Source organism: Tardiphaga sp. 709 (genome assembly GCF_032401055.1).
In the GTDB taxonomy this organism is placed as follows: domain Bacteria; phylum Pseudomonadota; class Alphaproteobacteria; order Rhizobiales; family Xanthobacteraceae; genus Tardiphaga.
Window position 1 is genome coordinate 5,295,584 of sequence record NZ_CP135529.1, and the last position, 13,154, is coordinate 5,308,737.

The 13,154-nt window shown below is 59.5% G+C and carries 11 protein-coding genes and 1 pseudogene; 10 read left to right on the plus strand and 2 right to left on the minus strand.

From position 1 onward, the window contains the following. Positions 1-13 precede the first annotated feature (13 nt). The 4 genes and pseudogenes from RSO67_RS25590 to RSO67_RS25600 all read left to right on the plus strand — a co-directional run bounded on the left by RSO67_RS25590 (position 14) and on the right by RSO67_RS25600 (position 4,335). The gene (locus tag RSO67_RS25590; protein ID WP_315841128.1) at positions 14-2,227 is read left to right on the plus strand and encodes a Wzz/FepE/Etk N-terminal domain-containing protein; all 2,214 of its coding nucleotides are present in this window, start codon (positions 14-16) and stop codon (positions 2,225-2,227) included. Positions 2,228-2,844: 617 nt separating this feature from the next. Then, positions 2,845-3,069, plus strand: a pseudogene (locus RSO67_RS30540) (polysaccharide biosynthesis/export family protein); the annotation flags it as partial. Positions 3,070-3,097: 28 nt separating this feature from the next. Continuing rightward, positions 3,098-3,811, plus strand: coding sequence for an SLBB domain-containing protein (locus tag RSO67_RS25595; protein ID WP_315841129.1), 714 nt, complete (start codon positions 3,098-3,100; stop codon positions 3,809-3,811). 200 nt (positions 3,812-4,011) lie between these two features. After that, the gene (locus tag RSO67_RS25600; RefSeq protein ID WP_315841130.1) at positions 4,012-4,335 is read left to right on the plus strand and encodes a hypothetical protein; all 324 of its coding nucleotides are present in this window, start codon (positions 4,012-4,014) and stop codon (positions 4,333-4,335) included. 258 nt (positions 4,336-4,593) lie between these two features. On the opposite strand, the gene RSO67_RS25605 is transcribed toward RSO67_RS25600, so the two are convergent. Beyond that, complete coding sequence (locus RSO67_RS25605) at positions 4,594-5,433, minus strand: DNA-binding transcriptional regulator (RefSeq protein WP_315841131.1); 840 nt, start codon at positions 5,431-5,433, stop codon at positions 4,594-4,596. A gap of 296 nt (positions 5,434-5,729) precedes the next feature. On the opposite strand from RSO67_RS25605, the gene RSO67_RS25610 reads away from it, so the two are divergent. Genes RSO67_RS25610 through RSO67_RS25635 form a run of 6 tightly spaced genes read left to right on the plus strand, consistent with a single transcriptional unit; the run spans position 5,730 to position 12,240 of the window. Next, positions 5,730-6,692: a DUF6282 family protein gene (locus RSO67_RS25610; RefSeq protein WP_315841132.1), complete on the plus strand. Its 963-nt coding sequence runs from the start codon at positions 5,730-5,732 to the stop codon at positions 6,690-6,692. Positions 6,693-6,743: 51 nt separating this feature from the next. After that, positions 6,744-8,084, plus strand: coding sequence for an MFS transporter (locus tag RSO67_RS25615; protein WP_315841133.1), 1,341 nt, complete (start codon positions 6,744-6,746; stop codon positions 8,082-8,084). Continuing rightward, positions 8,081-9,121 carry an NAD(P)H-quinone oxidoreductase gene (locus RSO67_RS25620; RefSeq protein ID WP_315841134.1) on the plus strand — a complete coding sequence of 347 codons (1,041 nt, stop codon included), beginning with the start codon at positions 8,081-8,083 and terminating at the stop codon, positions 9,119-9,121. Before RSO67_RS25615 ends, RSO67_RS25620 begins: the two co-directional genes overlap by 4 nt. Positions 9,122-9,139: 18 nt before the next feature. Continuing rightward, on the plus strand, positions 9,140-10,186 hold the full coding sequence (locus RSO67_RS25625; RefSeq protein ID WP_315841135.1) for an Ldh family oxidoreductase: 1,047 nt from the start codon (positions 9,140-9,142) through the stop codon (positions 10,184-10,186). A 55-nt stretch (positions 10,187-10,241) separates the two neighbouring features. Next, entirely contained in the window at positions 10,242-11,180 is a 939-nt protein-coding gene (locus tag RSO67_RS25630) for a 3-keto-5-aminohexanoate cleavage protein (protein WP_410001781.1), read from the plus strand. 13 nt (positions 11,181-11,193) lie between these two features. After that, positions 11,194-12,240, plus strand: a complete 1,047-nt coding sequence (locus tag RSO67_RS25635; RefSeq protein WP_315841136.1) for a tRNA-dihydrouridine synthase — start codon at positions 11,194-11,196, stop codon at positions 12,238-12,240. Here RSO67_RS25635 and RSO67_RS25640 read toward each other — a convergent pair. Continuing rightward, the gene (locus RSO67_RS25640) at positions 12,237-13,058 is read right to left on the minus strand and encodes an IclR family transcriptional regulator (protein ID WP_315841137.1); all 822 of its coding nucleotides are present in this window, start codon (positions 13,056-13,058) and stop codon (positions 12,237-12,239) included. The two genes, RSO67_RS25635 and RSO67_RS25640, sit on opposite strands and share 4 nt — an antisense overlap. Positions 13,059-13,154 lie beyond the last annotated feature (96 nt).

Consider the following 13,154-nt stretch of genomic DNA (forward strand, 5'->3'; position numbering starts at 1 on the left):
AAGGGAGCATGCCGTGCTCGAATTGCATCGAAATTCGTTTCGTGTTGACCAAGAGATCAATCAGGCGCCGCCTTTTGGCGATCGAAGTCTGAGCCTGTCCGGCTTCCTGGCAATTTTCCGCCGAAACCGTTGGTTGGTCATAGGCTGCCTCGCTCTCGCCTGGGGCATTGGTGCGACCGTCTATATGACGTCTCCCAAGCTATACACGTCTAAGGCGCGCATGATGCTGGACGCGACGAGGTCAAAGTTCCTGTCGTCGCAGCAAGCCAGCGCGTCCGACGGGGTTCTGGATGCCATGACCGTCGAGAGCCAGGTCGAGGTTGTGCGGTCGGAAGGCGTTGCGATTGCTGTCGCCAAGAAATTGGATCTTGCCAACGATCCTGACTTTACTTCGCCAGGCGGCTCTCCAGTGGCGACTGTTATCCGGTTTGTTGTTGGCCTCTTCACGGAATCGTCCGATCCGAGCGAAAGCCGGATTTCGCGTGCTGCGGTCGATAATCTGCTCGAGAATCTGACAGTCACTCGGGTTGGATTGACCTACGTCATCGAGATCAGCTTTCGCGCCCGCGATCCGAAGAAGGCTGCCGTCATCGCTAATGCGTTTTCGGATGCATATATCGCAGGTCAGTTAGAAGCAAAGTATAGCGAGGCAAAGAGAGCTGCCGACTGGCTGCGCGAACGAATTGCTGAACTTCGGCAGGAGTCTTTCGTTGCTGAAAGCGCCGTGCAGGATTTTAAATCGCAGAACAATATCGTCGATACCAAGCAGGGCCTCATTAGTGAACAGCAGTTAGGCGAACTGAACACGCAACTGGTGCTCGTCCAAGGGCAGGTTGCGGAGGCCAAAGCACGACTGGATCGTGTGAACGTGGTCATGACGGAAGGAGTCACTAACGCCGCGGTCGCAGATACGTTGAAAAGTGAAGTTATCAACCGGATGCGCCAACAGTATCTCGATATGCAGCAGCAAGAAGCACAACTGTCGAGAAAGTACGGGCGCGAACACGGAGCCGCCGTCAACCTGCGAAACGTGATGATTGGCCTCGAGCGGTCGATGGCCGACGAAGTAAGCCGCGTTGCCGAGGCGAACAAAAGCGACTACCAAATTGCCCTGCTACGTCAGCAAGCGATCACTGCAAACGTAAATACTCTGATCAAAGGCGAAGCGCTGACGCGCAAGGCGCAGGTGACCCTACGCCAACTTGAAAGCACAGCGCTGAGCTATCGCGCGATTTTTGACTCGTTTCTTCAAAAGTATGTGCAGTCGAATCAGCAAACTTCGGTTCCTTCCACGGAAGCGCGCGTTATCACGATTGCAACGCCGCCAGAAAAGAAGAGCAATCCAAAGGGCGGCATCATTCTTGGTATCGCAAGCGCGCTTGGCTTGATGGCCGGCGCGGCCGCTGCGTTTGGACGCGAGGCACTCGATCGGACGTTCCGCTCGACTGAGAGTGTCGAGTCGACGCTACGCGTTTCTTGTTTCGGAGCGTTGCCGTTCGTAGCGGGGAGGAAATTGCGCAGGTCGGGACCGAAGATACTAGGTTTGGGAGAGCCTAAGACCGATGCTCCGGCCCGCGACCTCGACCCAGGCGAGTCAATTGCGCGCTACGTCATTAATGATCCATTCTCGCGCTTTGCTGAAACTCTTCGTACGATCAGGGTCGCTGCTGACCACGCCGGATTGATCGGGAAGTCGAAGGTCATTGGCGTTGTTTCAGCGATGCCTGAAGAGGGGGCAACCACAATTGCTGCTAATCTCGCTCATCTGGTGGCGCATGCCGGCAATCATGTGTTGCTAATAGACGGCGGTCTGAGGGATGCCGGCCTGACGCGTGCGCTGGCTCCAACGGCGGCAACCGGATTACTCGATGCGATCGGGCGTCCTGAAGATACCGATGAATTTTTCTGGCAAGATGGTGAAACGGGATTGAAATTCCTGCCAGCGATAACGCAGGAAAGACCGATCCACACGGCGGAGAAACTCTCGTCGGTCGGGATGGATTTGTTGCTGAAGAAGGCCAAGGAGAACTTCGATTACATTATCATCGATTTGCCGCCGCTAACCAAAGCGGTGGATGCCAGGGCCATCAGCCCCCTGATCGAAAAATTCGTCTTCGTTGTGGAGTGGAGAAAGACCTCTTACGACGAAGTCATTGGTGCGCTGTCTACGGCGCCAATGGTCTATGAGAAAATGCTAGGCGTTGTGCTTAATAAAGCGGCATCCTGAAAGTATCATTTGAGAGCTCGTCGGGTGAATTGTGCTTATTCGATTGGCATGAATCCGCGGCGCTGGCTGGCTCATTGGAGTCTCTCACCTCTGCTCTCAAGACTCCCAATGATATCAGTATGTTATTTTTGGTTTTCAGCCATAAGCATTCGTTAATCGTCTTTGGTCATCATCGATTAACCGATGTTGCCTGAAATCCTCCATTCCCAATAAAAAAGCACTGGTAGTTCAAAGGGGTTGGACGAGTCTGACCTGCCTTGGTACGGCATCTGCAGGCTATTGTTCAGAAATGCGTTTGCGTTCTTGCCAATAAGGCTGCCCCTTTAATGAATACGTCTACGCCAATCAATTCTAAGGGCGGTTTACGGATCACGCTTTCCTCGAATTGCGCGCGGCCTCGGCCTGTGTTGGCAGGGCTGGCATTTGCTTCCCTGCTCTTGGGAGGATGTGCGGGCGGGGTGCTTCCATCCAGTGGTCCTCCGTCGGCAAGGGTCTTCAAGGAGTCGGTCGACACCGTTGGTAACCCCAATTCGACCGTCGGCTATGTTGTAGTTAACCTCCGCCCCGAGGTGGTTACGCATTTGAATTCCGAAGATGGCGGGCGGCTCTTTAGCAACATGAGGGGACGCGCGAAGACGAGTGTTGCGCTTGGAATCGGCGATGTCGTCAGCATCACAATTTATGAGGCCCAGCGCGGCGGTTTATTCACGTCGACCGAAGGCAATGCCGCGCCTGGCAACGCTGTGGAGCTGCCACGTCAGCAGGTCGACCTGGCCGGCAACATCACCGTGCCTTATGCTGGCGCCATCAAGGCTGCGGGCCGGTCGCCGCAGGATGTGCAGCTTGAGATCAAGAGTAAGCTAAGCGGCCGTGCGATTGATCCTCAGGTCCTTGTTTCGGTCGCGGATCGAGATCTCCAACAGCATCAGCGTTCTTGGCGAAGTGAATACGCCTGCTCGTATTCCGATCGAACCTGGTGGCATCCAGCTGCTGCCAGCGCTTGCCCGGGCGGGCGGCACAAAGGCACCGGCGTTTGAAAGCATCATCTCGATTCAAAGAGATGGGAAGATCGACAGCGCGTTGCTCGTTGCTGTGAACGAGCGCCCGGATAACAATATTCAGCTTCGTCCCGGTGACGTCGTGACTGTTACCCGTCGTCCGCGCTACTTCCTGGCTTTCGGTGCGACGGGTCAGACAACAACTCTTGGGCCCCTGGATCGTCGGTTCCCGTTCGACTCGTACCGTATGTCTCTCGGAGATGCTCTCGCCAAGGCCGGCGGTCTTCAAGATGACCGTGCGCAAGCGGCAGCCGTATTTCTCTATCGATTTGAGTCGCGCCAAGCGCTTGAGCGCATGGGCGTAGACGTCAGCCTGCATCCCGGCCCGCTTGTCCCGACAGTGTATCGGGCAGACCTTGAAGATCCGTCCGGTTACTTTCTTATCTCAGATTTCATCATGCGGGATCGGGATATGATCTACGTCTCGAACGCGCCCTCTGTCGATTTCCTGAAGTTTATCACTCTTATCCGATCGGTCCCGCAGACCGTATCCGACTACAGGGTGGCTGCGGAAGCGCGCTTCTGATTGCTTGAAATCGCGTGTATCAGATGCGCGCTCTCGCCCCATGTGTCCAAAACATGGGCGCCTACCGCGAATGCTAACAAGATTTTGCGCCGCGGAATCGAATATTCTGGACTCTGGGTGTAGTTCCGTTAGTTCGATAGTTGCCTCACAAAATTTAGCTTGGGACGCATTAATGTTCTGCTTAGGCGGCGAGAGCTGACATGAGCGTCATCATGATGCTGATTATAATCAACGGGCTGGCTGGCTTTGCGCTCGGTCTGCTTGGACGGAGCGGCATCGCAATTTTTGCGCTACTAGGCTCGATGCTTTTCTCAGCAATTGTACTCTCAGCTAATGTCGAAGGCCAGATTGTTTGGAAGACGCTTCTTTGCATGTTCACCGGGCAAGCCGCGTTTCTATTGGCTTCCGTGTTCGTCTTCTTGCGGAGCAATAAGCGCCGTTCTTCCGAAATTCCTTTATCGCAAGATGTCGCAATCAAGGAAGCAAAGCGGTGGGAGAAGAAGCCTGCTAGCAAGACGCACTAATTGTTAAGGACCGATGGCCTGTATGCGATCAGGGTGCCTTTCAGGACCTTGAGCTAGCCGGCTTATACGGGGCGGTTTGGCGCATAGAGACATGCTCTGATGATCTCGTGGGGCTAACATATCGACTATGTCCGCTTGTGGCGCAGAGCTGACGTCGAGATGCAAATTTGACCTATTTGATCTGACCCGTATTTGACTGGCGTCACGATCATCGGGTCCAGCGACCTTCGTGGAAATCGCGGTTGTTATTGATCGTATTCACTTGAGTGCAGCAGCGCTTCGAGAGATGTTCTCTGCCAAGGTCTTAAGGCTGGGCAGGAAGGTTTTGAGCAACTCACGTCGATCGATTGCAGACATGAAATAAGTCATGCCAACGGTCGCAAGCACCTTGTCTCCACTCATGATCGGGATGGCGATCGTTCCGGATGAGCGAGGGTCGACGGCGCGATCCCGCTCGGCATAGCCTTGCTTCCGGATTGATCGCAGCATCGACAATGTCTGGGCGCGATCGCCGATGAGTTGATCTTCATCATCCGTCGATCGTGAAAGAAGGTCGAGCAGCATCGTGCGCTCCGCAGGGGGACAGAAGGCGAGATAGGCACGGCCCAATGCGCGGCGCAGCAGGCTGAGATGCATGTTGATCGTTCCGTGGAACGGCGATACCGGACTGTCGGCAATGGTGCTGAAGCGCACGACCACGGACGTGTGGTCGAGAACGCCGATCGCCAACGGCCACTGATGCTGTGACGTAAAGGACAGTGCCCACGGTCGCGCGGCTTCGACCACCAGCGGGTCGCCGTGAAAGCCGTTGCTTAAAGATTTAACGCGTGAGGCGACTGCGTAGCCACCTTGTCTGCAGTCATTAGCGACATAGCCCATGGCGCACAGCGATTTCATCAGGCGCACGATGGTCGATTTCGGCAAACCTGTCGCGAGATGAAGCATCTGGATCGAGGCAACGCGATGCCGGTTCAGCTCCTCCAGCAGGATGAGCGTGCGTGCTGCTGCTTCAACTTTCGGCGAACGGGGGGGCATACCAAGATTCCACTCTGCGGAACGGTGGCGAATAGATATGGCAAATGGCCCGGCTGGTTGCAATATCCGCCCAACAGAATGCGCCGGTGTCCGCTCAGGCCACCGAAGCGCAACCGTGTCGTGGGAGGAAGTGCCGTGTCTTGCGGAGAGGTCAGGGCGCCAATGGCGTCGTCGCGCCGCACCAATATCGCGCGGCTGTCAGTTCACCTGCCATGTCCGGAAAACGTCAGGCGTTGTCGCGATCTGTCGTGCGCGGGCCGACCCGGACGTGTCGCGCGATGAGGCGTCGGTTGCGGCCCCGCCATCCACCGGCAGATCGCCATTTTCTCAGAACCAGCATCCACTGAAGGGCAGCCATCATGGCCGAGAATTCCGTTTCATATCCTGACACTGTCGTGCTCCCGCCGCTCTCGCGTCCGAAGGAGGTCGAGGAGCTGTTGGTCGATGCGATCGATCTGCACTGTCACAGCGGGCCCGCCGCGATGCCGCGGATACTTGATCACTACGAGGAGATGCAGGACGCTGCCGCTGCGGGTTTTCGCGCGGTGCTGTACAAGGATCACTTCTATCCCGGCATGGCGCACGCCATCATTCTGGAAAAGCTGTTTCCGCAGTTCGGCGTTCACCTGTATTCGGGCGTGGCGCTGAACAATGCGTCTGGCGGCATCAATCCGCACGCGGTCGATCATGCGATCAAGCTCGGCGGCAAGATCGTCTGGATGCCGACGCTTTCGGCGGCGAACCATATCAGCGTTCAGGCCAGCGGTCAGGCCAAGACATTCCCGAAGACGTCCCAGAAGATGCTGGATCCGATCCCGCTCACGGCGCTGGACGCCAATGGCAAGCTCACCGATGACACGAAGAAGGTCATCGATCTGATCGCGGAGGCCAATATCATCCTGGCTGGCGGTCACCTTCACGTCTCGGAGCAGCACGTCCTGTTCGAGGAGGCCAAACGCCGCGGCGTCAAGAAGATGATGGTCAATCATCCGACCTATGTGGTCGGCTTTGCCGATAGCGATATTCGCCAGTTGGTTTCGCTCGGTGTGACGATGGAACATTCGATCTGCATGTTCATCGAAGGCAAGTCGAAGAAGTTCAGCGCGGACGATCTGGCCCACCTCATCGAGATCGCCGGCGTAGAGCACACCATTTTGTCGTCCGATCTGGGCCTGCTTGGTTCGCAACGTCCGGTGGACGGCTTCCGCAGTGTCACGCAGATGCTGCTCGATCTTCAGATGCCGCATGCCTCGATCAAGAAACTGATCAGCGAGAACGCAGCGGCATTTCTCGATCTGCCGGCGAAGCGCGCCGCTCAATAGACCGACAAGAACGACCAGCGAAGGTCGGCAAACAAGATCGACGAGGAAATCATGAACGTGGATCGCGAAAGCGAAGAAGCCCTGATGAATAGCATCATGTGGCGGGTCATGCCGCTTGTGATGGCGATGATGATGCTGGCCGTGATCGACCGGTCGAATGTCGGCTACGCCAAACTGCAGATGGCCAGCAGCCTGGGCATGTCCGAAACCGTGTACGGGCTGGCGTCCTCGCTGTTCTTTATCGGCTATTCGTTCTTTGAAATCCCGAGCGCGCTGGCCGCGCACAGGTTCGGTGCACGGCTCTGGTTTGCCCGCATCCTGCTGACATGGGGCATGCTGACGGTGCTCCTGGGTTTCAGCATGACTGGCTCAATGTTTGCGGCGGTACGCTTCCTGGTCGGGGTGGCCGAGGCAGGGGCGTATCCGGGCATCATCTTCTACCTTACGCTCTGGTTTCCCAAGCGCTACCGCGTGCAGGCCGTGGCGCTTCTCACCATCGGCAGTCCACTCGGCAACATGTTCGGCTCGCTGTTTGGCGGCATCCTGCTGGATTTTGATGGCATGCTTGGCCTCGCCGGGTGGCAGTGGGTCTTCATCGCCACGGGCGCGCCTGCGGCCCTGCTGTTCGTGCTGGTGATGCGCTATCTCCCCGACAATCCGCAGACGGCCGGTTTCCTGTCGTCCGAGGAGAAGGCGCAGCTGGCGGACGCGCTCAGCCGCGATGAAATCGCCACCACCATGCATACCAATCCGCTCCGCGTCCTGATCGACGCAAGGGTGTGGTGGTTTTCGTTCGTCTACACGCTGATCACGCTGTCGCTCTACGGAATCATCTATTGGTCGCCAACGGTCGTCAAAGGATTCGGCACGACCGGCACGCAGAACGGTCTGCTGAATGCACTGCCATGGGCTGTGGCTGCCGCGGTTCTCGTCTGGCTCCCGCGACATCTACGCGAGCACCGCACAGTCCTGATCGGCATGGCGGTGATCGCCCTGTGCGGGATGGGAGCGTTCTTCACCTCGACATTGCTGACCGAGAACTGGATGCGTTACGTGGCGCTCGCAGTCGGAACGCCATGCGTTTCGCTGATGTTTCCGTGCTTCTGGTATCTGCCATCGCAGATCTTCAAGGGAGCGCATGCGGCGGCGGCGATTGCAGCCATCAGCACGATCGGCAGTCTCGGCGGCTTTGCTGCGCAGAATCTCATGCCGTGGGTCGCGAGCTTGTCAGGCAGTGCGCTGGCTGCGATGTCGGTGCCCGCCCTCAGCCTGGGTCTGCTGGCCGCCAGCGCGTTCGCGATGTTGCTGACATGGCGCGTCGCACCGAAGGCGGACGGCGAGAGCGAGGTCACCGTTGCGGCTGCTGCCGCTCGCCGGCAGGCCGTGTCATGACAGCGCTTCCGTCGGACATGCGGGCGGTCAGGATCACCCGCTTTGGCGGTCCCGAGGTGCTGTCGCTTGGCGAAGAGGAGTTGCCGACTTTAGCGCGCGGCGAAGTACTGGTGCGTGTGGTGGCGGCCGGCGTGAACCGGCCGGACATCCAGCAGCGCCGCGGACTCTATCCGCCGCCGCCTGGCGCAACGGAGATTCCGGGCCTCGATATTGCCGGTATTGTGGTCGCGGTAGCGCCGGATGTGAACTGGCCGCGGGTCGGCAGCGCGGTCTGCGCCTTGGTCACAGGCGGCGGCTATGCGGAGTATTGCAGCGTGCCAGCCGTGCAATGCATGTCGATCCCTCAGGGATACGACTTCGCGCAAGCTGCGGTGCTACCCGAGGTGCTGTTCACCTGCTGGAACAACGTCATTCTACTCGGCAAGCTTGCAGAGGGCGAGAGCATCCTCGTACAGGGTGGCACCAGCGGTGTCGGCATGGCGACCATCCAGATCGCAAAGCTGCTGCGATCCGCGCGTGTCTTTGCCACGGCCGGGTCGGAAACGAAGCGTCAGATCTGCCGCGATCTCGGCGCGGAGATTGCGCTCGACTATCGCTGCGATTGGGTCAAGCCTCTGGTGGAGGCGACCAAAGGGCAGGGCATCAACGTCATCCTCGACTCGCAGGCTGGTCCTTACACTAATCTGGAGCTGGAACTGCTGGCCTTCGATGGCCGCCTTGTCCTGATCGCGAGTCATCTCGGCGAGCGCGCCGACATCAATGTCCGGCAGATCGTGCGCCGCCGGCTGACGCTGACGGGGTCGACGATCCGGCCGCGTCCGCCGGAATACAAAGGCTGGATTGCCAAGGCCCTGATGCGCGAGGTCTGGCCATTGCTTGAGGATCGGCGGATGCGGCTCAACATCTGCGCGGCATTTCCGCTGGAGGACATGGCCAAGGCGCATGCCCTCATGGATGCCAATGAACAGATCGGCAAGGTCGTGCTGATCGTCGATCCGGCCTTGGCCTATGTGGTGCCGGACGGACAGCCGGACTAGAGCACGAAAGACGACGTGATGAGTGATGTCCTGTCAATGCCGGTCGCGGCGGCCGAGGAGTTTCTCGCGGATCTGTTCGAGCGCGCCGATCTTCCATTGCCGGCGTCCAGACAGATGGCATGTGCGCTGGTAGACGCCGATGTCGCAGGTCTCCCGTCGCACGGCCTGTTGCAGGCGGACATGTATATTCGCCGGCTTCGCCTCGGGAGCGTGTCGTCCGCCGTGAAGCCGATCGTGGTTGAGAGCCGCGCGGCTATGGCTGTGCTGGATGCGCAAGGTATGTTCGGCCATCTGGCGGGTGACGCGGCCATGCAGATGGCCATTGAGCGTAGTAAAGAAACGGGCGTCGGCGTCGTAGCGGTTCGCGACAGTTTTCACTTCGGTGCGGCGGCCCGGTACACACGCCAGGCAAGTGCGCGGGATTGCATCGGCATCGCCATGTGCAACACCAAGCCAATGATGCCGGTGCCCGGCGGTCTTGAGAAACTGGTCGGCAACAATCCGCTTTCGATCGCGCTTCCGGTATCCGAAGGGCCGGAGTTTGTGCTGGACATGGCGCTGAGTGAAGCGGCGCTCGGCAAGATCCGCGTCTATGAGCGCGAAGGGAAGCCGCTTCCGCCGACATGGGCTGTCGACCGCAACGGTGAGCCCACGACGGATGCCAAGGCCGCGATCGACGGCATGTTGTTGCCGTCGGGCGGCGCGAAGGGCTTCGGCCTGTCGCTGGCGATCAATCTGATGTGCAGCCTGCTGTCACAGGGGCCGGGCGGTGACGAGGTTGCGCCGCTCTATGGCGATCTCGCGAAGCCGTTTTTGTGCTCGCTGCTGTTTCTGGCAATCGATATCGAACACTTCCGGCCGGCCAAAGATTTTCGCAATGAAGCGTCCGCCGAGCTCGCGAAAATTCGCGGGTCGCGCGCGCAGGTGCCGCCACGTACGCCAGGTGAACGCAGTTGGACGAAGCGCCAGAGCGATGGCGGCCGGATCACTATTCCACGCGCATTGTCCGCGACGTTGAACGCGCTCGCAGAGGAAATGGGATCGCCGGAGCGTCTGCCGTCTTAACGGTACGGCGCTGCCAAAAAGCATCACCGCATAAATTGAAATGAGATCGGCCGTCATGTCGACGGCCGCAGAACGAACAGGAGCATGGGCGATGCAGGCGCCGCGTCAAAAGGTCTTCATCACTTGTGCCGTCACCGGCAATCTGACCACGCCGGAACAGACACCGCATCTGCCGATCACGCCGGCGGAGATCGCTGAGGCCTGTCTCGGGGCGGCCGAGGCCGGCGCCGCGATCGTGCATATCCATGTAAGGGACCCCTTCACCGGGAAGCCTTCGATGGAGCTCGCCTATTACCGGGATGTCGTTGAACGGATACGCGCGAAAAACACCCAGTTGATCCTCAACATCACTACGGGGCCCGGCGGCCGTTTCGTTCCATCTACAGACCAGCCGCGAGTCGCAGCGGCGGGAACGACGTTGATCGCGCCTGAAAAACGTGTCGAGCACATCGCCGCGCTTCGCCCGGATATCTGTACCCTCGATCTCAACACCATGAATTCGGGCAGGGAAGTCGTCATCAATACGCCCGGCAATGTCAGGCGGATGGCGAAGGTGATCCGCGAAGCCGGGGTCAAGCCGGAGATCGAGCTATTCGATTCCGGCGATATCGCGCTGATGAATGATCTGCTGAGGGACAACACACTCGACGGACCCGTACTCTGCTCGTTCGTCATGGGTGTTCGCTATGGTTTCCAGCCAAGTCCCGAGACGGTCATCTACGCCCGCAACATGTTGCCGCCGGATGCCCAGTTCACCGCAATCGGCATCGGCAAGACGTCATTCCACAATGTCGCGCAATCCTATCTGTGCGGCGGACACGTTCGTGTCGGTCTGGAAGACGCCGTCTATCTATCGCGCGGACAGCTCGCGCCATCGAACGCGGCCATGGTGGAGAAAGCCTGTCGCATCGTCGAGGAACTCGGCGGAGCGATCGCGTCGCCACGCGAGGCGCGCGAGATCATCGGCCTTCCCACCCGCCTTGCGGAACACTGAGAGGACTGACGGGATGACGCGTCTTAATGTGACCGTCGGTCGGACGGTCCTCAAGAATCCGCTGATAGCGGGATCAGCCGAGCAGCATATCGACCCTGAAGGTGTCCGGCGCGCGCTGCGCGCCGGGGTCGGCGCGGTGGTGGTCAAGTCCGTCAACGAATCCGAGCGTGGTCGTGATCAGCTGCAGCGGGCGGAGTATATGTTGCTCGACAGCGAGTGGCGCGAAATGGCGTGGACGTCGAATGCACCTGACACGGCATTCATCGCCTGTCGCTCCGGCCTGACGCCGCAGAGCTTCGATGCGTGGCTCGATCAGACGGCCGGGCTCGATCGCGAGGCCAGACTGGTTGACGCCTATGCGGTCGCGAGCCTGATCGTTGCGGATGTCGCGCGGACGGTCGAGATGGCCAGGCAGGTCGAGCAGGCCGGCGTGCGCGTCCTCGAACTGAATATCGGCACACCCTATGCAAGTCAGGCGAAAGGAGTGGTGTCCACCGAACTCGATCCCGAGCGGGTCTCCATGATCGTGTCCGCGGTACGGGAGGCGATCGGCATCCCGCTATGGGTCAAGATCACCGGGCAGAGTGAGCGCGTGCCGGAGCTGGCAGATGCTGCATTTCGCGCAGGCGGCGAAACAGTGGTGATGGCCGGGCGGCTGCTCGGATTCATACCGGATGTCGAGACGATGCAGCCGTTTCTGGGAACGACGCTTGGCGTCGGTGGCTACTGGAATCTGCCGCTTACCTGTCACTGGCTGGCTGTGTCGCGGCAACAGCTTGGCGGCGACAAGCCTCTGATCGCGACCAACGGCGCACGCACGGGTCTCGATGTGGCGCGCATGATGCTCGCCGGCGCCAGCGCGGTGGAGATGGCATCGGCGGTGATGCTGCGCGGCGCTGCCGTGCTGTCATCTGCGCTGGATGAATTCGACGCTTACCTTCGCGGCAAGCGCATGACCGCTGCCGAACTGATCGGCAGGGCTGCAGACCAGCGCAAAACATTCGCCGACATGCCGCTGCGCACCGACAACTGGAGAAAATACATTGCGGATCAGCTTTAACGCGGGCGCGCCGTCCGCGCGCTGCGCTTGACGGGCGGTGGTTGATGAGCGCCGCGTCCGTGCCCGAGCTTGTGCGAGATCTGGCGTGCCGCCTCGATGAGCTGGGCGACGTCGGACGGCCGTGTTTTCTCCGGCAGGACCTGGATCGATGCCACGATGGCGATCGAAGCGATGCAGGCATCCTGTGCGTCGAAGATTGGCGCGGCCACCGCATTCATCCCGATCAGGCTTTGCTCGGGTGCCGAGGCAAATCCAAGACGCACGATATCCAGATATTCCTGCTCGAGCTTGCGGACGGATACGATGGTCTTGTCGGTGAAGCGCTGCAGGGGCTGCGCGAGGACGCGCGCCCTCATGGGGCTGGGAGCAAAAGCGAGCAGGACCTTTCCTTGCGCCGACGCATGGAAGGTCAATTCGCTGCCCGGCCGAACGCCAAGTTCAATCGCCGCGGTGCCCGACAGCTTGTGCAGGATCAACGCGCCGCGCGGCGTCATCTCGGAGAGCACGACGAAATGACCAAGCGCATCACGCAACTGCCGCATCGGTCCTTCCGCGAGCTGGATCAGATCCGCATCCGGCGCATGTCGGGCGAGCAACCGGCCCTTCGGCCCGATGCTGTAGCGCGAGGTGCTGGAGTTCTGTGTGAGATAGCCGCGGTCGACCAGCGTCTGCAGATGCCGATGCACCGATCCCTTCGTCATGCCCAGACGGTCGGCGATCTGCGTCACGCCCAGTTCATCGTCCGAGAATGCAACGGCTTCCAGTACGTCGATGGCCAGTTGCACGGAGTGGACGCCGGTTGATGCTGAATCGCTCATCGTTTCTCAACTTCGTGTTCGCCTGTGCTGAACAACGTAGCGAACTGGAATGCAAGTGCAATGTGATTGATGCGTGGAGCATCGCGGGGATATGCC